The following is a 21,419-nucleotide window of genomic DNA, read 5'->3' on the forward strand; positions in this document are numbered from 1 at the left end:
CGGCGGTCAGCCTACATAGGAAGGCATGGACCCGACCGCACAGCGTTTTCCAAGCCGTCGTCGTTTTTTGCTCGGCCTGGGCCTGCTGACCCAGATCGCCGCCGCGCCGAAGCCGCCTGTCGTCACCGTCCTGGGCGACTCGATCACCGCGGGCCTGGGCCTGCCGGCGCGTGACGCCATGCCCGCGCAGCTGCAGGCCGCCCTAGGCCGGCTGGGCGTACCGGCGATGGTCCGGGCGGCTGGCGTCTCGGGCGACACCAGCGGCGGCGGGCTGGCGCGGGTCGGCTTCAGCGTCGCGGCCGACACCAGGATCTGCGTGGTCGCCCTGGGCGGCAACGACCTGCTGCAGGGCGTGGAGCCCGCCCAGACCAAGGCCAACCTGCGCGGCATCCTCCAGAAGCTGAAGGCGCGCAGGATCGACGCGGTCCTGGTCGGCGTGGGCGCGCCGTCGGCCATCGGGGCGGCCTACGCCCGCGAGTTCAACGCGATCTACGCCAGCCTGGCGCGCGAGTTCGGCGTGCCGCTCTACGCCAACATCCTTGCCGGGGTGAACACGAACGCCGCCCTCATGCAGCGGGACGGCGTCCATCCCAATGCGGGCGGAGCCAGACGGATCGGCGAGGCCTTGGCGCCGATCGTGGCCAAGGCGCTGAAGGCCCGCGTTGGCTAGCTCCTTGATGGCGACGCGGATTGGCGCCCAGGGACTATTGATGCGCAGCTTCGGCTGCGACCTTAGCAGGCTTCAAAGAAGCAGACGCGTCTTCCCGCCCTCAGTGAAGACCCTCGTAGGAACCTGACGCTTTCGACGTCCTCCATGGGGCGGCGCCGGTTTTCTCCCGCCGGGTGCTGAACGTCGCATTCCTGGAGGTGGGCCAATGTCAGCTCATGGCGCTGCCCAGGCTTGAGTTAGTGCGCTGCGAGCTCTTTTGTTTGCCGTCCGCGATCCGGGCGCCTCTTTGCGGTTGAGCGCCGACACAAGGGCGTGGCACGCGATCGAACTGGCTTTCCCGATCGGCTTTTCGAGCCAGACGAGTTCGGCTATCGCTAACGATCAACGAGAGTGGGCTGTGGACGTTTTGGAACCCGATACTGGAGCTCCGCGGCCTGCGGGTTCTCGCCAGTTGCAGGGCGGCGGCGCGGTCGGCGATCTGATCCGCGCCCACGACTGGAGCGTGACCGACCTGGGGCCGATCGCCGGCTGGCCGGCGGAGCTTTTCGCAACCGTCCAGACGATATTGTCGTCGCGCGTGCCGATGGTGCTGCTTTGGGGGCCAGAAGGGCGCCTGATCTACAATGACGGCTATGCCGAGGTCTGCGGTCCAAGACACCCGGCTTCTCTCGGGGGCAGGCTCCTGGAAATCTGGCCCGAAGCCGAGGCGTTCAACCGCAACGTCCTGGAAAAGGGCCTTGCGGGCGAGGCGCTGCACTACGCCGCCCAGCCCCTCGCGCTCTGGCGGCTCGGGCGCGCCGAGCAGGTCTGGATGGACCTTGAGTACACGCCTGTTCGCGACGCCGCCGGCCGCCCGGTCGGCATCCTGGCTATGGTGTTCGACATCACCCAGCGTATCCTGGCCGAGAGGCGACTGGCCAGCAGCGCGGGACTTTTCCAGTTTCTCGACCATCTCGGACTGGCGCTCAGCGCCTACAGCACCGCCGACGAAATCCTGCGGGTGACGACGCGCATGGTCGGCGAGCATCTGGGTGTCTCCAACTGCGCCTATGCCGACATGGACGCCGACGAGGACGGCTTCACGATCCGCGGCGACTGGCACGAACCCGGCTCGCCCTCGATCGTCGGCCGCTACCGCCTCGCCGACTTCGGCGCCTTCGCCGTCCGGGAGCTTGGGGCGGGGCGTCCGCTGATCATCAACGACAATCTCGCAGAACTTCCGCCGCACGAAGCCAAGACCTTCCAGGACATCGGCGTCGCCGCCACGATCTGCATGCCGCTGATCAAGGCCGGGCGACTCGTGGCCCTGATGGCCATTCACGACAAGCTTCCTCACGCCTGGACCGACGACGAACTGGCCGTCATTCGCGCAGTGACCGAGCGCTCCTGGGCCCACATCGAACGCTCCGGCGCCGAGGCGTCCCTGCGCCGGCGCGAAGAACAGCTGCGCCTTGCCACCGACGCCGCCGAGATCGGGCTTTGGGACGTCGACGTCGTCAATGACACCCTCTACTGGCCGCCGCGCGTGAGGGCGATGTTTGGCCTGCTGACGGACCGCACCGTCACCCTGGCCGACTTCTACGCCGGTCTGCATCCCGATGACCTCGAAGCGACGACGCGGGCCTTCGCCGCGGCGGCCGATCCGGCTGTGCGCGAAGTCTACGATGTCGAATACCGCACCGTCGGCCTGGAAGACGGGACAACGCGCTGGGTCGCGGCCAAGGGCCGTGGCCTCTTCGAAGGCGACCGCTGCCTGCGGGTCATCGGCACGGCGATCGATATTACCGCGCGCAAGGCTAATGAGCAGGCCCTGCGGGAGCTCAACCAGACCCTGGAGCAACGGATCGCCGAGGGGATCGCCGAGCGACGGCTGCTCATCGACCTCGTCGAGAACACCGACGCCATCATCATTGTGTTGGATCGGGACTACCGGGTGCTGGCGATCAATCGGGCCGGCGTGGACGCCTTCCAGCGGGCCTACGGTCCCCGCCCGCAGATCGGCGACAACATGATCGCCCTGCTGGGCGGGCGGCGAGACGACATCGCCGAGGTCAGGGCCTCTTGGGATCGCGCGCTGGCCGGCGAGGAATATACCGACATGCGCGAGTTTGGCGGCGCGGGGTATGAGCGCCGCTGGTTCGAGATGACGTTCCGCAACTACCGCGACGCCTCGGGCCAGATCGCCGGCGCCTACCAGTTCGTCTATGACGTCACCGCCCGGGTCGCCGAACAGCGCCGGCTGGCCGACGCCGAAGAGCAATTGCGCCAGTCCCAGAAGGTCGAGCAGCTTGGCCAGTTGACCGGCGGTGTGGCCCACGACTTCAATAATCTTCTGACCCCGATCATCGGCTCCCTCGACATGTTGAGTCGAAAGGCGCTGAACACCGATCGCGAGCAGCGCCTTATCGATGGCGCCCTGCAATCGGCCGAACGGGCCAAGACGCTCGTTCAGCGTTTGCTCGCCTTCGCCCGGCGACAGCCTCTGCAGCCGACCGCCGTCGACACGGCGAGCCTCGTAGCGGGCATGGCCGATCTGGTGTCGAGCACGACCGGGCCGCACGTGCGGGTGGTGACGGACATCGCGCCGAGCTTGCCCATGGCCCACGGCGATCTCAACCAGCTTGAGCTGGCCATTCTCAATCTCAGCGTCAACGCGCGAGACGCCATGGCTGAAGGCGGCGAATTGAGGATCTCGGTGGTGATGTCGGCCGCGGGCGAGGCCAAGCCTCAGGGCCTCAACGACGAGCGCTATATCAAGATTACGGTGGCCGACACCGGCGCTGGCATGGATGCGGCGACCCTGGAGCGGGCGATCGAGCCGTTCTTCTCCACCAAGGGCATCGGCAAGGGCACAGGTCTTGGCCTGTCAATGGTTCATGGCCTGGCTCGGCAGCTTGGGGGCGCGCTCGATATTGCAAGCCGGGTGGGCGTCGGCACTCGGGTTGCGCTTTGGCTGCCCGTCAGCCGACAATTAAACACGGCGGCCGTAGAGGGGCAGGGCGAGCCGCGGCCGACGGGCGATCGACATGGCGCGGTCCTCTTGGTCGATGACGAGGAAATTGTGCGCGAGAGCACCGCCCGCATGCTCGAGGACCTCGGGTTCGAGGTCGTCGAGGTGGGATCGGCCGAGCGCGCCCTGATGCTGATAAGGGATCGAGACGACTTCGCCTTGCTGGTGACAGACCACTTGATGCCTGGGATGGACGGGGCCCAACTCGTGCGCGCCGTCAGGTTCTCGCATCCCTCGCTGCCGACCTTGATCATCTCCGGCTATGCCGAGGAGGACGGCATCGCGCCGGATCTGCCGCGCCTGACCAAGCCCTTCCGGGCTCAGGAGCTCTCCGACGCCATCGCCGATCTCGGGCTTTGACCGATGGCCCATTTCAGGAGGCAATCGGCATTTCAATCAACTGCGGAACGCTAAGCGTTTCGGGCCCGGTTGCTGGACGTCCCTTTACTGGCGGTGGCCCAATGTCCGTGGTGGCCATAGAGCAGGGGGCGAATGTCAGCTTCTGGCGTTCTACGCCCCCCGTGGCTTGGAGCGGGCTGTTGCAAAGCCTTGAGCTGCCTGAGATTAAGCCCAGCCCCGCTCAACGCTCGAAGACCAGCAGGCTCGACGTCGCCGTGGCGTAGAGGCGTCCCCTGGCGTCTTTGATCGTCGCCTCGGCAAAGGCGGCGCGGCGCCCGAAAGTTACGACCCTTCCTTCTGCCCGCACCTGACCCGTCTTGTCAGTCATCGGCCGATGATAGGCCACGTTCAGTTCAAGGGTAGTGTAGCCCTGCTTGGCGCTAAGTTTTGAATGCACCGCGCAGCCGCAGGCGGAGTCGAGCAGGGTCGCGGCGTAGCCGCCATGCACTGTGCCGATCGGATTGTAGGCGTGGCGGCCGGGCACCCCTTCGAACGCCGCCCAACCGTCGCCGGCCTCGGTCAGGGAAAACTCCAGGGTGTCGCCAATGGGCGGGCGCCCACCGGCGGCGATCATCGCCAGGAGCTGCTCCAAGCCGGAGGCCCCGGGGGCGATCTGGTCGGCGAGGGTAGGTTCAGGAACGTTCATGGTTGGCTCCAGAATAAAGCGATACGTGATCGAAACGGCTTGGGAACGGTTCGCTTCAAGTCGCCAGCGGTTGCGGCCCATGAGCCTTGGCGGGGGCGAGGCTAGGATCCTTGATCTTGAACCACATCGCGTAGAGCGCCGGCAGGAACACCAGGGTCAGGATCGTCCCGCCGATCGTGCCGCCGATCAGGGTGTAGGCCATCGACGACCAGAACACCGAGAAGGTCAGGGGGATGAAGGCCAGGATGGCGGCCAAGGCGGTGAGGATCACCGGCCGGGCGCGCTGAACCGTCGCCTCGATGACGGCATGGAACGGGTCCAGGCCATCCTCTTGGTTGGTGTGGATCTGGCCGATCAGGATCAGGCTGTTGCGCATGATGATCCCGGCCAAGCCAATCAGTCCGAGGATGGCGTTGAACCCGAACGGCTGATGGAAGAGCAGCAAGGTCGGCGCGACCCCGACCAGGGCCAGGGGCGCGGTCAGCAGCACCATGAACATCGCCGACAGAGAGCGGACCTGGAAGATGATCACGATCATCATCAGGATGAACATCAGCGGGAAGATCGCGGCCAGGGCGACGTTGGCCTTGCCGGCCTCCTCGATGGAGCCGCCCATCTCGATCTTGTAGCCGGCCGGGAGGGTGGCGATGATCGGCTTGAGATCCTTCATCACCTGGGTGGAGACGTCCGGCGGTTGTAGCCGCTCATCGATATCGCCGCGCACGGTTATGGTCGTCAGGCGATCGCGGCGACGCAGGATGGGATCTTCCATGCGCACCTCGGCCCGGCCGATCTGGTCGAGCGGAATGCGCTCGCCCGATGCGCCGACCAGGGTGAAGGCGCCCAGCTTGGCCGGATCCAGGCGGTCTTGGCCCGTGGTGCGCGCCACGATCTCCACCGAGCGGATGTCCTCGCGCACCTGGGTCACCGGCACGCCGGTCAGCAGGAACTGCAGCTGCAGCGACGCATCGCTGGAGCTCAGGCCAAAGGCCCGCAGGCGATCCTGGTCGAGCACGAAGTGGACCGTTGGTACGCGCTCGCCCCAGTCGGTGTTGACTTGGCGCAGGCCGTCGTTGCGCAGCATGACCGTGCGGACCTGCTCGGCGATCTGGCGAACGCGCGGGGCGTCGGGACCCATGACCCGGAAGGCGACCGGGAAGGGGGAGGGCGGACCGAACACGATCTGGGTCGCGCGGATCCTGGCACCGGGGACCGCGCCGCTGGCCGCGAACTGGCGCAGGCGACGCTTGAGCACTTCGCGGGCCTTCTGGTCGGGTGTCAGCACCACGATCTTGGCGAAGGACGGATCGGGCAGCTCCGGCGAGATGGCTAGGAAGAAGCGCGGCGCGCCCTGGCCGATATAGCTGGTGACGATTTTGGCTTCGGGCTGTTGGCGCAGCCAAGCCTCGACCTTCTCCACCGCCTGGCCGGTCGAGGCTATGCTTTCGCCCTCGGGCATCTGCACCTCGATCAGCACCTCGGGCCGGTCGGAGATCGGGAAGAACTGCTTCTTGGTCCCGCCCATCATCAGGACGGCGATGACCATCGCCACGCCCACGCCGGCCGCCACCTTGAAGCGGTTGTCCACCGTCCAGGTCACCATCGCGCGCAGGCGGCGATAGCGCGGCGTATCGTAGATCGCCTCATGTCCACCCTCGACCGGCTTGATCTTGGGGATCATCAGCACGCCCAGATAGGGCGTGAAGATCACTGCCACGAACCAGGAGGTGATCAGGGCGAAGGCCACGACCCAAAAGATGTTGCCGGCATATTCTCCGGCCGTGGACTTGGCGAAGCCCACCGGCATCAGGCCGATGATCGTCACCAGCGTGCCCGACAGCATGGGCGCAGCCGTATGGCCCCAGGCATAGGTTGCCGCAGAGACGCGGTCGCGGCCTTCCTCCATCTTCACCACGATGGTCTCGATGATGATGATGGCGTCGTCGACCAGCAGGCCCAGCGACAGGATCAGCGCGCCCAACGTGATGCGGTCGAAGTCTCGGCCGGTGACCAGCATGATCACGAAGACGCCCGCCAGGGTCAGCGGCACGGCCATGGCCACCACCAGCCCGACCCGGAAGCCCAGGCTGATCAGGCTGACGACGATGACGACCGCGAGCGCCACGAAGAACTTCAGCATGAACTCGTCGTAGGCTTCCTCGATGTTCACCGACTGATCGGTGACCTTGGCGAAGCTCATGCCCAGCGGCATCTCCGCGGCGATGGCCTTGGCTTCGGTCTCGAGGTCTTTGCCCAACTGCAGGCCGTTGTAGCGATCCTTCATCACCACCCCCAGCTCAATGGCCGGCTCGCCGTCACTGCGGATCAGGAAGGTGGCGGGGTCCTGGTAGCCGCGCTTGACCTGGGCGATATCCGCCAGCTTGAGCGTGCGACCGCCGACCACGATCGGCGTCTGGCGGATCTTCTCCAAGTCGTCGAGCGCGCCGTCCAGGCGGATCTGCACCTGAGGGCCCGCCGTCTCGATCGAGCCGCCCGGCGTGACGAGGTTCTGATCATTGAGGGCCGCAAAGAGGTCTCTGGGGCTGACGCCCAGGGTGGCGATGCGGGCTTGCGAGAACTCCACGAAGATCTTTTCGGGTTGCTCGCCGATGATCATCACCTTCTTGACGCCGGGGACGTGCAACAGCCGCTGGCGCAAGGCCTCGGCCTGGCGCACCAGTTGGCGGTGGGGCTCGCCCTTGGCCTTGAGGGCGTAGAGGGCGAATGTGACGTCGCCGTACTCGTCATTGACGAACGGACCCAGGACCCCGCGCGGCAGGTTGGCCGCTTCGTCGCTCATCTTCTTGCGGGTCTGGTAGAACTGTTCCTGGACCTCCTTGGCCGGGATCTGGTCCTTCAGCGTCAGGGTGGTGAAGGCCAGGCCCGGCCGCGTGAAGGTCTCGCTCCTGTCGTACCACTTCAGCTCCTGCAACCGCTTCTCCAGCGGCTCGGCCACTTGGTCCTGCATCTCCTGGGCCGTGGCACCGGGCCAGGCGCTGACGATGGTCATGACCTTGATCGAGAAGCTGGGGTCCTCGGCGCGTCCCAGCTTCATGAAGGCGAAGGCGCCGGCGAAGGTCACGGCGATGATCAGGAACAGCGTGATCGAACGCTCGCGGACCGCCAGGGCGGAGAGGTTGAAGGTCATTGAGCCGCTCCGCTCTGAACGCGGACCTTCTGGCCCTGGTGGAGCATGTGGGCGCCCAGAGCTACGAACCGGTCGCCGCCGGACAGGCCTCCGGCGATCGTAACCGTCTCGGTCCCCAGAGACGCCACTTGCACGGCGCGCCATTGGACGGTGGAGGTACGCGGATCGATGACCCAGACGCCCGGACCCTTGCCGGCGTCGTAGAGGGCGCCGATTGGCGCCTCGACGCCGCGTGCCGCCTCGCCGCCGGCCTGGCCGGGCAGGGCCACGACCATGGTCGAGCCCAGCGGCGCCTGGGCCGCCGGACCGCTCAGCACGTACTTGGCCTCATAGGTGCGGGTGCGCGGGTCGGCCGCGTCGGAAAGCTGGCGAAGGCGCGCCTGGCCGGCCTTGGCGCCGGTGAATGCGTAGGCGTCCGCCGTCGAGCCGAGCGGGGGGCGAACGGTCTCGGGTAGGGTGATGGTGGCCTCGCGCGGGCCGGCATGGGCCAGGCGCACGACGGGCTGACCGGCGGCCACGACCTGTCCGGGTTCGGCCAGGGTTTCCATCACCACGCCATCGGCGTCGGCGATCAGAACCGCGTAGCCGGCGGCGTTGCGAGAGACGCGGGCCTGGGCCTGCGTCGCCGCCAGCTGCGCCTGAGCCGCATCGGCGGCCGCCTTGGCCTGGTCATAGGCGAGGGCGGAGACCGCGCCGGCCGAGACCAGGCCGCGATAGCGCCGCTCCTCGGAGGCGGTCTGGACGGCGCGAGAGCGGGCGGCTTCGACCAGTTCGTTCTGGGCCGCGACAGCCAAGACGTAGTCGGCCGCGTCGAGGCGCATCAGCGGCTGGCCCAGGCGCACGGTCTGGCCGGCGTCGACAAGCCTGGCGACCACCTTGCCGGCGACCCGAAAACCCAGGTCGCTCTGGACGCGGGCCGAGACGACGCCGCTGAACCGCCGCTCGCCGGTGGTCGCCGGACCCGCGACGGCCGTCCGGACGATCGGGGCTTGGGTGCGCGGATCGTTGGCGTCGGCCTTGCCGCCACAGGCGGTCAAGGGAGCTAGGCCGCCTAGGAGCAGGACGGCGGCGAGGGTGCGAGACGACATGGCTTGAAGGTCCTGCCTTGACGGAAGGTCCCTAAGCTGGCGGCGAGTGACTAAACTGTCAACTAGTCACTTTTGCTCATGGCGCGAGACTGCGAAGCACGAGGTTGACCGCCTTGGTCGGCGCTTCGGGCAAATCGTCCAGATTGTGCTTGAGCATCAGCGGATTCATGAAGCTCTGCATGACCAGCAAGATCGCCTCGCAGATCTCGTCGATCGGCGTCTTGCGCTCGAACTCGCCGGTCTCGCGGCCCAGAAGAATGATGTCGCGAAGGATGGCCTCAGCTCGCGCCAGATAGGCGATCACCGAGGGCCAGCGTTCTTCGGCCGAGTGGGCGGCGATGTCGTAGAGCAGCTTGTCCTGGAAGAAGAGTTCTGCGCTCTTGCTGGTTATTCCATTGAAAAAACGGCGTAACTTATCGGAAGCTGTCTTGCCTTCAGCGACGCCGGCCTCGCCCGCTGCAAGCACCTTGTCCAGGCACTGGACGCAGATCGCCTGGCCGATCGCCTGCTTGGAGTCGAAGAACTTATAGATGTAGGCCTTGGAGAAGCCGATCGCCTTGGCCAGATCCGCAACCGTGGTCTTGCCATAGCCGTAACGGCTGAAATGCGCCTCGGCCGCATCGACGATCTGGTCTCGGATACCGTGCTCGATGGGCCCGCGTTGGCCGTCCGCAGGGGGGGAGGGATCGAGGGTGCTCATGGCTGGCAAGCTAGCATCGGTCATCGCGATTGACAAACAAGTGACGATATTGGAATTTGGTCACATCTGGTTTCTTAGCCCGGAAAGTATGCCGATGCGCGCCGTCTTCCTTCGGACTCTCCCTGCGATGGCGGGCGTCGCCGTGCTGGGCGGTTGCGCGATCGGTCCCAACTATGTGGCGCCGACGATCGCGGCCCCGCCGGCCTTCATGGGCGGGGCCGCCGTCGCCGCCAGGCCGGTCCCGGCCGCGCCGATCGATGCCTGGTGGCGCGGCTTCAACGATCCGGTTCTTGACGGGATGGTCGATCGCGCCCTGGCCCAGAACCTCGACCTGGCGCAGGCCGCCGCCCGCGTAACGCAAGCGCGGGCGGGCCTGGGCGCGGCGACCGCCGCCCTGCTGCCCTCGGCGTCGATCGAGGCGCGCGGTGCCCAGGCCCACGCCTCCACCCAGACCCCGACCGGGCGCCTCCTGGCCGCCACGCCCAACTTCGATCGCGACGGCGCGCTTTATGAGGCCAATGTCGTCGCTGGCTGGGAGTTGGACGTCTTTGGCGGCTCGCGTCGCGACCAGGAGGCGGCCCGCGCCCAATACGAGGGCGCTAGGGCCGGCGTCGCCGCCGCGAGGCTGGCGGTCGCCGCCCAGACCGCCGACACCTACATGCTGGTTCGGGGGCTCCAGGCCCGTTTGGCCGTCGCCCGCGAGCAGGTGGAGACGCAAGCCCAACTCGTCGAGACGGTCCGCCTGCAGCGCGCGCAGGGCGTCGCGGCCGAACTCCAACTGCAGCAGGCGCTCGGCGCCCTGCAGCAGACCAGGGCTGGCATCCCTGCTCTCGAGGAAGGCCTGGACGCGGCGCTCAACGCCATGGACGTCCTTCTGGGCGCGCAGCCGGGAACCTATCGCGCCGAACTGGCCGTGGCGGCCCCGATCCCGGCCGCGCCGGGCCTGGCCGAGGCCGAGGGGCCGGCCGAGCTGCTGCGGCGGCGTCCCGACCTTGTCGTGGCCGAGCAACGGCTTCGCGCGAGCAACGCCCAGGTCGGATCGGCCCTGTCGCAGTATTTTCCCAAGTTCTCTCTGAGCGGCCTGGTCGGCACGGCCACCACCAGCAGCAGCACACTTTTCGAGAGCCCCGCGTCGCAGGCTCAAGGCGTCCTCGGTCTTCGCTGGCGGCTCTTTGACTTTGGCCGGGTCGGCGCAGAGGTCAGCACCGCCCGCGGCCAGAAGGCCGAAGCGCTGGTCGCTTACCAGCAGTCGGTCCTGCGGGCGACCGAGGACGTGGAGAACGCGTTCTCCAGTCTGGTTAAGCGCGAGGACCAGGAGCGGGTGCTGGCTCAAGGCGAGGCGGCGTTGGTCAAGGCCAGGGGCGCGTCCAAGGTCGCTTACGACGCCGGCGTCGTCAGCCTTGTCGAGGTGCTCGACGCTGATGCTCGCCTACTGGCCGTAAGAGACGCCAGGGTCCAGGCTCGGACCGAGGCGGCCCGTGCCTCCATTCGTTCATTCCGAGCCTTGGGCGGCGGCTGGGGCCACACGGTCGGGGCGAGTAAAGGTTAGGGGCTCCGCCAGCGACAGCAATTGAACGTCCGGAGTCTGGAGTGGCTCCAAGGTCAGTTCATGGCGCATTGCGTCGCAAAGCGCGCATGCATGGAGCTAGTTCGCGGGGCTGTTTGTCCGGGACACGCATTGAGCGTGGTTGATCGGAGTGTCGAAGGTAGAGTGCTGATTGACGAGGATCGGCGCCTCTACTTTGTAATTTTCATTCGGGCGGGTCTTTGTAGTCGGTGTGCTGACGCGCCGTCAGGCGCGTACGGCTGGGATCGAAGATCAGATTGATCACGGCAAAGAGCGCCAACAGTCCCGCCAGAACCGTCGCCAACCGGAAGCCATAGGCGGCGTCGCCGAAGCGATCGCTGACGAGACCCATCATCCAAGGCGAGACCACGGCGCTCACGCAGGTGAAGAACAGGATGACGCCGGAAACCGAGCCATGCTGGGCCTTGGGGAAGCAACTGATGCCTTTGGAATTGATGGTCGGATAGAGCACCGACATGAAGAGGCCCGAGACGGGCAGGGAAAACACAGCCACATCGCGCCCACCCATCAGCGCCATGCCAAAGCAGATCAGGATCGCCACGCTGCATAGCGCGACGACCTTGGTCCAGGCCAAGCGGTGGAGCAGCCAGGCCCCCAGGAAGCGGCCGACGGCGCGCAGGACGAAGAACACCGACAATGCGTAGGCGGCCAGGACGACTGCGGGTCCCTGGTAGGCGGCCAGAAGGGTCGGCATCCAGACGTAGATCGCCGTCTCGACGCCGACATAGAGCATGATCGCGAGGCTGAAGGCCAAGGCGTAGGGATTGGCGAACATGGCCAGGGTGACGCGCGGGTCGAGTTTCTCCTGGGCGGCCCGGGGCGTCTGGGGATAGCGGACCGCCAGTGCGGCGATGATCAATAGGACGCAGAGGGCGCCGGCGATCACATAGAGCCACTTCCACGATGCGCCTGCCGCCAGCAGGGCTGCGACAATGGCCGGGCCAATAATGGCGCCGACGCCGAAGAAGCCTTCCACCATGTTCATGGTGGCTGTGTGGGCGCGAGTGGAGGTCGAGATGTCGCCGATCAGCGCCAGGGCCCCGGTCTTGAAAACGCCGATAGCCAAGCCCGACAGCAGCAGAAGGCCCACGAAGAAACCGAAGGTCTGGCCCACCGAGAACAGGAAGGCCGAAGCGGCGAAGGCGACCAGGCCGATGACGATGGTGGCTTTGCGGCCGAGGCGGTCGGCCAGGAACCCAAGGCAGACCCCGCCCAGCGCGATCCCGGTCATGCTGGCGTAGTGGAACGAGCCGGCAGCGGCCATCCCTAAGCCGAAGGTCTTAATGACGTGGGGGATGATGACGCCGACCGAGTCCGTGGTCATGGCGAACATCATGAACATCAGATAGGTCAGCACGCGGATCAGGCGCGGGTTGCGCTGTGCGTCGGGGTCCGGTGCGATCATCGCTGCTCTCCAGCTCTGGTTTCGAAGGACGGGCCTGGCGACTCCAGTATGCCAAGGCCGAGCGCGACGGCGCCGAGCAGGCCGGAGGTCTGGCCAAGCCCAGGCGCGGCGACGAACGCCGCGATCGCGGCGTCCGTGTCCAGCGCGTCGAGATAGCCGGCGAGCTTGGCGGCCAGGAGTTCGCGGGTCCGCGCCAGCAGCCGCGGATTTTGCCCGACCCCGCCGCCGACGATCACCCGCTGGGGCGAGGCGACCAGCACCAGGCTCATCAAGAGCTGGGCCAGATAGTCGGCGACGAGATCCCAGACCGGATCATCGACGGCCAGGGTCTCGCCCGGCGCGCCCGTCCGCGCGGCCAGGGCAGCACCGCTGATCAGGCCTTCCAGACAGTCGCCGTGGAAAGGGCAGCATCCGGTAAAGGGGTCCTTGGCCGTGTCGCGCCGGACCAGCAGGTGGCCGGCTTCCGGATGCAGAAGGCCATGAACGGGGCGCCCATGGACCACCAGCCCGACGCCGACCCCGGTGCCGATGGTGACGTAGGCATGGTTGGACAATCCCTTGGCCGCGCCCCAGGCCCCTTCGGCCACAGCCGCGCCCGACACATCGGTGTCGAAGGCGACCGGCAGGCCAAACCTGCGGCAAAGCCTGCCGGCGACGTTTGCGCCCGACCATCCCGGCTTGGGCGTCTTCAGCATGTGGCCCCAGTCGGCCGCGGCGCGGTCGAGCCGAACCGGACCGAAGCTGGCGACGCCGATCGCGTCGAAGCCGCCATGCCGGTGCTGATCCTCTAAAACAGCCTCGATCGCCGCCAAGGTCTCCTGCGGCGTGGTCGTGGAGATCCGGACCGGAGCGGTCAGGTCGCCCGGGCTGGAGCCAAAGGCGATCAGGGCCTTGGTGCCGCCAAGCTCAATCGCCGCGATCCGGGTCATCGGGTCACCAACCACTTGATTGCGTAGGGACCCAACACCTGCGCAGGCCCGGCATAGGGCTCACCGTCGAGAATGTCCTCGGTCAGGTCGTCGAAGGGCGGCGGTAGCGCCGCGCCGACCGTTGAAGCCGACAGGTTGGCAAGGCATAGGAAGCGCCGCTGGCCCTCCTCGCGCACGAAGGCCAAGAGAGAAGGAACCGCTAGATCCAACGGCTTTGCGGGGCCGGCCACGCCCAAGTCAGCGAGCACTCGAGCGCGCCGCGCCAAAAGGCCGAATGACGTGAAGAGGTGAGCTTCCAGCGCCTCCGGATCATGGCGTCTTCCTGCCGCCTCCCAGTCCATCAGCGGGCGATGCAGCCATCGTCCGTCACCAGCCCGCAAAGGATCACGCTGGTAGGCGACGTCGTCGTCCAGGCCGATCTCGTCGCCCATGTAGATCAGGGGCCAGCCGTCCAGCGCGTGGATGACGCCATAGAGCAGGGTCAGGCGGCGTGCGCCCATCCCGTCCAGGTCCTGGCCAGCGTCCAGGCCAGCCAGCGAGGAGGCCATGCCGTTGGTGGAGGGCACGCCCCCCGCCGCGGTCTGAAAGGCGCGCCCGCGCGAGAAACCCCCGCCCTGGCCGTAGGCGTCAGACCAGCGCTTGAGGTCCTCGGGCGGAGCGTAGGCGGCCAGAGCGTTCCAGATCAGGTCGTCGTGGCAGCGGACATAGTTCAGCCAAGCGCCATGGGCGGGTTTTTGCGCCGCGACGGCCAGGCATCGGCGGGCGATCGCCGCATCGGCGTCGGCCAGGGCGCCCCAGAGGGCGGTCATGACGACGTTGTTGTAGGCCAAGTCGCAGCCGGGGGCCGAACGGCCAAAGAACGGCAGGACGTCCTCGAGGCTCTCGATGGCTTCGGCCAGCAGCACCACGCCGGGGGCGACGATCGACAGCGCCGCGCGCCAGGCTTCGACGATGGCGTAGGCCTGGGGCAGGTTGCGGCAGGTGGTGCCGGCCTGCTTCCAGAGATAGGGCGCGCTGTCGAGCCGGAACCCCTGGGCGCCCTTGGCGGCCAGGAATATCAGGACGTCGAGCATTTCGGCGAACACCGCCGGATTGGCGTAGTTGAGGTCCCACTGGAAGGGATAGAAGGTCGTCCAGACGTAGCCGTCCATGTCGGCGTCGTAGGTGAAGCTGCCTGGCGCGGTGTCGGGGAAGACGTCGATCAGGTCGCGGTCGCGCGCCGCGGCGCTCCCTGCGTCCGGCAGGACGACATAGTAGTCGCGATAGGCGGGATCGCCCGCGCGCGCCCTGGACGCCCATTCGTGTTCGCGGGCGGTGTGGTTGCAGACCACGTCCAGGATCAGTCCCATGTCGCGCGCGCGTAGATCGGCGGCCAGGGCTTCGAGGTCATCAATGGTTCCTAGCCTGGGATCCACCCGGCGATAGTCGGAGACGGCGAAGCCGCCGTCGCTGTCGCCGGGGCGCGGCTCCAGCAGGGGCAGGGGGTGAAGCCAGCGCACGCCCAGTTCCGAGAGGTAGTCGAGCTTGCCGCGCACGCCGGTGAGATCGCCGGCGAAGCGATCGACGTAGAAGGTGTAGGCGCTTTGCCCCGGCGCCAGCAGCCAGGCCGGATCCGCCTCGCGGGCGGCGTCGAGCGCGCGCAGCGGCTCTGGCCGGGTGCGGGCGGCCGCCAGAAGCCTGGACTTCAGCTGCTCCAGGACGATCGGGTGGTTCTCGTGGCCGCCGTAAAGGTCTTCGAAGATGGCCGCGATGGTCGGCCATAGCGCCGCGAAGCGGCGTTGGACGGCGTCCTCGTGCGGTGATTGGAGCGGGGAGGCCAGGACCATGCGGTGAAGCTCTTTGGGAAAGAAAGGCCTCGCCAACGCGGCAGGAGCGCGCGGCGAGGCTAAGGAACCAACGGGGGAAGCCCGCCGGTCAGGGAACTAGAAAGCGTAACGAAGCGTCGCCGTGACGGTTCGGCCGTTGATCGAGCGGGCCCGGATCGCATTGACCGAGCCGGCCGTGATTGCGCTCTCCTCGGCTTCGGTCAGCCCGACCTTGTCGAAGAGGTTGTTGGCGTTGACCGACAGCGAAAGGCCCTCGGCGATGTTGTACTCGGCGAAGGCGTTGACCTGGGCGTAGCCGGGGAAGGCCAGCAGGTTCTCGTCCTGGGCGTAGGCCTTGGTGGTGCCGATCACGCTGGCGCCGATCGTGGCCTTGTCGCCAAAGCGCCAGGTCGGGGCGAACTGATAGATCCACTTGGCCTGGCGACGAGGGGTGTTACCGACCACGGCCGGATTGAGGGCGTCCTTGTCGATTACCGCGTCGGTGTAGGTGGCGCCGCCGCTGATCGAGAAGTCGCCGATGCGATAGCTGGCTTCCAGTTCCACGCCCTTGGCCTTGTAGGTCCGGTCGAAGAACTTCTGGCTGGTGGCCTCGAAGTTCTGCTCTTCGGTCTTGGCCCAGAAGGCCGTGGCGAAGAGGCCAAAGCCGTCGCGACGGAACTTCACCCCGCCCTCGACCTGGTCGACCATGTCGACGGCGTCCTCCTTGGCCACCGTGCCGTCAGCCCGGACCTTGCCGAACAGCAGCCGGTCGGCGTTGGCGCGGCCGCCGCGGCTGGCGCGGGCGAACACCGCGAGGTCCGAGGTGAACTGGTAGTTGGCGCCCAGCGACCAGGAGGTGTAGCCCCAGTCGTAGTTCACCGGCGCGGCGCTGGCGTTGTCGATCACCGACACGCTCTGCTCGACGGTCTGGATCACGCCATCGCCGTTGACATCGACGCTGGCCTGCTTGGCGCCGGCGTAGCTGCCGCGGGCCTTGCCCTCGTCTCGGCGCAGGCTGGCGTCGAGGCTGAGGTCGCCGACGCGGGTGGAGAGGCTCAGATAGGGCGCGTCGATGTCGTAGGTGACGTCGTAGCGGCGGGTGCAGCAGTTGCCCCAGTAGGGCACGCCGTAGGCTGCGAGCCCCGCCTGGGTCAGCTTGGTCCCGGCGCTGTTATAGACGTCGAGCAGGGCGGCGTTGTCACCCTTCACCTCCATGATGAAGGTGTTCCACAACCAGTCCATGGCGATGGTTTGGCGCGACTTGTAGTAGCCGGCGGTAACGTCGACAGAGAAGCCGCCGACATCGAAGGCGCGCGACAGCTTCAGGTCGTTCATGGCGTTGCCGAAGTCGTTGATCTCGACGTCGAACATGTGCACGCGCATCGCCAGACCGTTGCCATTGAGGCTCGAGGGCGAGGTGATCGTCTGGCCCGCCAAGGGGCCGTTGGCGTAGCGCAGGGTCGCGCCGGTTCCGCCGATCTCGGCCGCCAGGGTCTGGGCCGAGGTCACCTCGGCTGGGAAGGGCGCTACGAAGCGGCCCGAGGTCTTGGCGACCTTGAAGCGGTCCTCGATCTTCCAGCCGCCGACATTGAACTTGGTCTCGGCCCCGAACTGCAGGGTGTCGGGGTGCATGCCGTCGGCGACCTTGCTGATCCGGCGATTGCCGTCGCCCTCGAGGCCCGGATTGGTGGTCAGGTAGACGGACTGAAGATCCTCGTGGCTGATGTCGAACCCTGGGAAGGAGCCGATGCTCGGATCGCTGTTGGAGCCGGTGACGCGGGTGGGCATGGGCAGGTAGCCGACCGCGCGGTCGTCCAGGTACTTCACGTGCAGGCGGACGAAGCCGTTTTCGAACTCCTTGGTTAGGTTGGCCTTGATCTGGCCGCCCTTCTCGGAGGTGTAGCCCGACTTCCGCGCGCCTTCACCTTCCCGGTAGAAGCCGCCAACATGGAAGCGCAGGGTGTCGCTGATCGGCGCTCCGTAGTCGAAATCCAGCCGCGTGTGGTCATAGCCGAGGCCCTTGGTCAGGGCGATCGCGCCGCCTTCGGTATCGCCGGTCTTGCTGATGAAGTTGATCACCCCGCCCGGCGAGTTGGAGGCGAAGGTCGAGGACGAGCCGCCGCGGACGGACTCGATGCGCGAGACGTTCTGGTCGGCGCGCAGGAAAATGTCGGCGTTGCCGAAGGCGATGTCGCCGAACTCCATGACCGGCAGGCCGTCTTCCTGCAACTGCAGGAACTTGGCGCCGCCGGAGGCGACGGGCAGGCCGCGGACGGCGATGTTGGCGTTGCCTTCGCCGCCGGTCGATTCCGAACGGATACCGGGAAGACTCCGGAAGATCTCGGCCGTGGAGCGCGGCGCCTGGGCGGCGATCTGGTCAGCCGACAGAGCGCTGACCGAGATCGACGAGGTCATCTTGGTGGCGCCATCGCGCGAGGCGGTCACCACGACCGCGTCGAGCGCCAGGACGTCCTTGTTAGTGTCGGTCTGGTCCGCCTGCCTGGCCTGAGCCAGCGCGGGAACCATCGCCAGCGCGGCTACGCCGGCCACGAGCTTGGCCTTGTGCTTGTCCATTCGCTTCCTCCCAGTGACGCGCCTCCGTTCTTGAAGAGAAGGCTGCGAGCGTGAGCATGCGGGTTACGCAATCGATTGCGAAGGGTGATTTTTGCAATCCCGCGATTTACGCAATCGATTGCGTTATTTTCGCAACAGTGCCGCTGGGAATGCCGCCCGGTCAAAGCCGCCTGGTCAGGATCCGCGGATGATCAGCTGGGGCGGCATGAAGACGGAGGACACATCTTCGCCGGCGATCTGGCGGAACAGCAGATCCACCATGGACCTGGCGCCGGTCGCCAGGTCCTGCCTTACGGTCGTGAGCGCCGGCGCCACATGCCGGGCAAGGGCGATGTCGTCGAAACCGACCACGGACACGTCGCCCGGAACAGACCGGCCAGCTTCGACCAGCGCCTGGATGGCGGTGATGGCGATGAGGTCCGAGGCGGCGAAAACCGCGTCGAACGCCACGCCGCTTTCGATCAAGTCCCGCACGGTGGCCTGGGCTGTCTCGACCGTGAAGTGGGCGGCCGCGCTCAGCTCCGGCTGCGGCTTGAGGCCAGCCTTGGCCAGCGCCCGCAGATAGCCCTCGCGGCGAAGGCCGACTTCGGGCGCCTCTGGCGCGCCCAGGAAAGCGATCCTTCGCCGTCCTAGGCCGATCAGGTGTTCGGTGGCCAGCTGGGCGCCGGCGATGTTGTCGGTGCCTACGGTGCAGTAGTGCTGGTCGTCCAGCGCGCCGCCCCAGACCACCATCGGACGATAGGTGCTGGCCACGGCGTTGAGCGTTTCATGCTGGTCGCTCTGACCGATGACTAGGAGGCCATCGGATTTGTGGGATTGGACGATCTGTTCCAGCCAGCCGGGGCGCGGAGCCACCACCTTCTTGAGAAGCACCTCGTAGTCGCGGCCGGTGATCTCGTCGGCCAGCCGGCCGATCATCTCCAGGAAGAACGGGTCGGAGATCAGCTGCCCGGCCTCGTGGCCGAGCGGCACGATGACTCCGATTACATGGGTCTGCTGCAGGCGAAGGCTGCGGGCGGCCTGGTTGATCGCGTAGCCCTGGGCGTGGGCCAGGGCTACGATCTGCTCACGTAGCGGCTGGGGGATCGACTTGTGGCCCGACAGCGCCCTCGACACCGTAGAGGTCGAGACGCCGGCGAGCCTGGCGATGTCCGACATCTTGATGCGGCCGGAGTTTGCGGATCCGTTATCGGGAAGCTCATTACTCATGAATCGACGATAGTTTATCGTTCGCGCTTTGCACCAGTTGCTTCGGGTCCAGTTGACGGCGTCGGCCGCCTATCAAGTTTTTGGCGAGAAGAACGAGAGAGAAGCAGGCTTGGTGGTCCGTAAGCGCGCCGCTGTGCAATGTCGGATCCAGGAAGGTGCCGCAAGGTCAGCTTCTGGCGCGACCCGGTCGGCGATGCAGACCTCCGGCCCGGCTGAGAAGGGCGGGCTTGTGACGTTGGAGTGAACCCGAAGAACTTACATTCAGGTTCTGCGACGATCACCGTCGCCGCGTCTGAGGCCGGCGCCTCAAGCCCATCATGATCGCTGCACGCTGGCGCGCCACGGCGCTGCGGCGCAGTCGAACGCCTCACGGTCTGTCCTTCGCCATTGCCTCGCCGCGAACTTGCTCCAGAGCCGCGAGTTGCGCGTCGATCATCGTCTGGTTGGGGTCGTGCCCCGTACGGGCGAGTGGCAAGAACACTTTCTTGGGCGCGGTCAGATCGTCGAAATACGCTTTAGAGACCTCCGGCGGGGTCACCAGATCGGCCTCGCCCTGCAGCATGTAGACTGGCATGGCGAACGCCGTTCCCAGCCTGCGCAAGTCGATCTTCGGCCCCATGCCGTCGCCGGCGAGGCCGACGAAGTTCAGGAAGGAATAATCCTCGCCGGCGGTGTAGTCGGTCTCGTAGGCGGGAGTGTCGTAGCCGGGGCCGAACGTGAACCAGCCCTTGGGCGGTGCGTCGGTCGCCAGAGCCTCGTACTTGCGGGTGATGCGGCGCAGGATTCCGAAAGCACGGGGATTGGTCCACGGCGGGGCGCCGAGCCCCTCCAACTTGCCAATCGACTCCGTGTCGCCGGCGGCTCGCGCCAGACCAAGGGTCTTGGCGTAGCTGGCCGCCATGTCCAGTTGGTAGTTAACAAGCTGGGCCGTGCCGACATAGGCGCTGAATAGGTCCGGCTCCGCCATGGCGATGTTAACCGCCAGGGCCGAGCCCCAGGAGCCGCCCATGATGATGACCTTGCGCTTGCCGAAGCGATGGGTCGCATAGCGGGCCATCTCGACGCCGTCGGCCGTCAGGCGCTGGAGAGTCAAAGCCTCGTCTTCGGCCGGCTTGTTAGCGCCATAGGTCTTGCCCGAACCACGCTGGTCCCACTGGACGACGGTGAAGTCCTTTGCCCACTCGCCGAACAGGGCGTGGGCGAAAGGCGTGTTCGGGTTACCGGGACCGCCGTGGACGATCAGCACCACCGGATTGGCGCAGTCGTGCCCCTCGACCGTCACCCACTGCTTGATACCGCCAATGTTGATGAAGCCGGACTCGTTGATGGGCTGGCCCCGCGTTCGACATCCTGGGCTAAGCTCCGTCGCGTGGGCCTCCCCGACGACGCCACAGGACAGCAGCAACGCCGCAGCGAAACCCAATACTCTCATGTCCGCCCCCAAACACGCCGCTCATCGCCCAAGATGGACGCGCATGCTTCGTGGCGCTTATCACCGCAGGCGCCTGCGCCGAAGTCGAAACCCAGGCGCCCAACTTTACATGGTGGCCGTCGGCTCAAGGTTTGTTCGATACAGCGTGCCTTGAAGCTGAAAGATAAGCCGCCGTGAATGGCTCGCCCAAAGCTGACGATTTCAATTTCCGACTAGGGTCGATCTCGCCCGTCTGCATGGCGGGCTGAATGTCCGCTTGCTGGAGGGATGCCAACGTCAGCAACTGGCGCTTTGCTGCCTCTCACACCCTTGGCCCAGAGATTCCTGTGCCCTAGATAGTCGCGCTCCGCCGTCCAGGAGCGTCATAAGCAGCGGTTCGTCGCTAGTGCCGGGTTTCCACCAAGCAGCATGGCGACTGCGGTCTGGGGCTCGACGCCTAGCACGGCGCCGCGAGCCTTGGCGATGGCAAGCGCTTGGCGGTCGCCGGGGCGACCATCCGTAAGCATTACGCGGATCCCGCGACCACGCCCACACCCCTCATTGCGCTTGAGCGGGTCGCGAAGACCGGGTAGACGGGACGCCTTCGGAACGGTCTCTGTAAACCGCTGTGCGAGCCGATCAGGTTCAGAACAGCGGCGAGGGCGGTAAGCTCTTGAAAACATTGACGCGCGCGGGCGTAGTTCAGAGGTAGAACGTCAGCTTCCCAAGCTGAATGTCGGGGGTTCGATTCCCCCCGCCCGCTCCAAGCTTTCTTTGAGCGACCACGAAAAAGGCCCGCCGTCTCCGGCGGGCCTTCGTCGTTTCGCGGATCGGTCC

General features: G+C 66.6%; 13 protein-coding genes, 1 tRNA gene and 1 pseudogene. 4 read left to right on the forward strand and 11 right to left on the reverse strand.

The features are described 5' to 3' along the window. Nucleotides 1-25 precede the first annotated feature (25 nt). Both AC07N1_RS17395 and AC07N1_RS17400 read left to right on the forward strand, forming a co-directional pair. The gene (locus AC07N1_RS17395; protein WP_487290767.1) at nt 26-670 is read left to right on the forward strand and encodes an arylesterase; all 645 of its coding nucleotides are present in this window, start codon (nt 26-28) and stop codon (nt 668-670) included. A 256-nt stretch (nt 671-926) separates the two neighbouring features. Further along, nucleotides 927-4,040 carry a PAS domain-containing protein gene (locus AC07N1_RS17400; RefSeq protein WP_494672931.1) on the forward strand — a complete coding sequence of 1,038 codons (3,114 nt, stop codon included), beginning with the start codon at nt 927-929 and terminating at the stop codon, nt 4,038-4,040. Between the two features lie 220 nt (nt 4,041-4,260). Here the strand turns inward: AC07N1_RS17400 and AC07N1_RS17405 are convergent, their stop codons facing one another. The 4 genes from AC07N1_RS17405 to AC07N1_RS17420 form a co-directional block, all read right to left on the reverse strand. Further along, nucleotides 4,261-4,725 (reverse strand): PaaI family thioesterase, encoded by a 465-nt coding sequence (locus AC07N1_RS17405; RefSeq protein WP_494596689.1) that lies wholly within the window; start codon nt 4,723-4,725, stop codon nt 4,261-4,263. A gap of 55 nt (nt 4,726-4,780) precedes the next feature. Continuing rightward, on the reverse strand, nt 4,781-7,873 hold the full coding sequence (locus AC07N1_RS17410) for an efflux RND transporter permease subunit (protein WP_494672932.1): 3,093 nt from the start codon (nt 7,871-7,873) through the stop codon (nt 4,781-4,783). Continuing rightward, on the reverse strand, nt 7,870-8,961 hold the full coding sequence (locus AC07N1_RS17415) for an efflux RND transporter periplasmic adaptor subunit (RefSeq protein ID WP_494596687.1): 1,092 nt from the start codon (nt 8,959-8,961) through the stop codon (nt 7,870-7,872). The genes AC07N1_RS17410 and AC07N1_RS17415 overlap by 4 nt, the downstream gene beginning before the upstream one ends. 76 nt (nt 8,962-9,037) lie before the next feature. Next, a complete protein-coding gene (locus tag AC07N1_RS17420) occupies nt 9,038-9,661 on the reverse strand; it encodes a TetR/AcrR family transcriptional regulator (protein ID WP_494596686.1) in 624 nt (207 codons plus the stop codon). A 94-nt stretch (nt 9,662-9,755) separates the two neighbouring features. On the opposite strand from AC07N1_RS17420, the gene AC07N1_RS17425 reads away from it, so the two are divergent. Beyond that, the gene (locus AC07N1_RS17425) at nt 9,756-11,210 is read left to right on the forward strand and encodes an efflux transporter outer membrane subunit (RefSeq protein WP_494596685.1); all 1,455 of its coding nucleotides are present in this window, start codon (nt 9,756-9,758) and stop codon (nt 11,208-11,210) included. A 202-nt stretch (nt 11,211-11,412) separates the two neighbouring features. Here the strand turns inward: AC07N1_RS17425 and AC07N1_RS17430 are convergent, their stop codons facing one another. The 7 genes and pseudogenes from AC07N1_RS17430 to AC07N1_RS17460 form a co-directional block, all read right to left on the reverse strand. Next, the gene (locus AC07N1_RS17430) at nt 11,413-12,654 is read right to left on the reverse strand and encodes an MFS transporter (protein ID WP_494672933.1); all 1,242 of its coding nucleotides are present in this window, start codon (nt 12,652-12,654) and stop codon (nt 11,413-11,415) included. After that, nucleotides 12,651-13,583: an ROK family protein gene (locus AC07N1_RS17435; protein WP_494596682.1), complete on the reverse strand. Its 933-nt coding sequence runs from the start codon at nt 13,581-13,583 to the stop codon at nt 12,651-12,653. Before AC07N1_RS17435 ends, AC07N1_RS17430 begins: the two co-directional genes overlap by 4 nt. After that, nucleotides 13,580-15,409, reverse strand: coding sequence for an alpha-amylase family glycosyl hydrolase (locus AC07N1_RS17440; RefSeq protein WP_494672934.1), 1,830 nt, complete (start codon nt 15,407-15,409; stop codon nt 13,580-13,582). The genes AC07N1_RS17435 and AC07N1_RS17440 overlap by 4 nt, the downstream gene beginning before the upstream one ends. A gap of 96 nt (nt 15,410-15,505) precedes the next feature. Further along, nucleotides 15,506-17,962 (reverse strand): TonB-dependent siderophore receptor, encoded by a 2,457-nt coding sequence (locus AC07N1_RS17445; RefSeq protein ID WP_494672935.1) that lies wholly within the window; start codon nt 17,960-17,962, stop codon nt 15,506-15,508. Nucleotides 17,963-18,136: 174 nt separating this feature from the next. Continuing rightward, nucleotides 18,137-19,024 (reverse strand): LacI family DNA-binding transcriptional regulator, encoded by an 888-nt coding sequence (locus AC07N1_RS17450; protein ID WP_494672942.1) that lies wholly within the window; start codon nt 19,022-19,024, stop codon nt 18,137-18,139. Continuing rightward, nucleotides 19,004-19,171, reverse strand: a pseudogene (locus tag AC07N1_RS17455) (LacI family DNA-binding transcriptional regulator); the annotation flags it as partial. The gene AC07N1_RS17450 and the pseudogene AC07N1_RS17455, both read right to left, overlap by 21 nt. Nucleotides 19,172-19,538: 367 nt before the next feature. Beyond that, nucleotides 19,539-20,603 (reverse strand): alpha/beta fold hydrolase, encoded by a 1,065-nt coding sequence (locus tag AC07N1_RS17460; RefSeq protein WP_494596677.1) that lies wholly within the window; start codon nt 20,601-20,603, stop codon nt 19,539-19,541. A 670-nt stretch (nt 20,604-21,273) separates the two neighbouring features. On the opposite strand from AC07N1_RS17460, the gene AC07N1_RS17465 reads away from it, so the two are divergent. Further along, nucleotides 21,274-21,348 (forward strand) — tRNA-Gly (locus tag AC07N1_RS17465). The last annotated feature ends 71 nt before the right edge of the window (nt 21,349-21,419 follow it).

It is taken from the genome of Caulobacter sp. GW821-FHT09B11 (assembly GCF_059418205.1).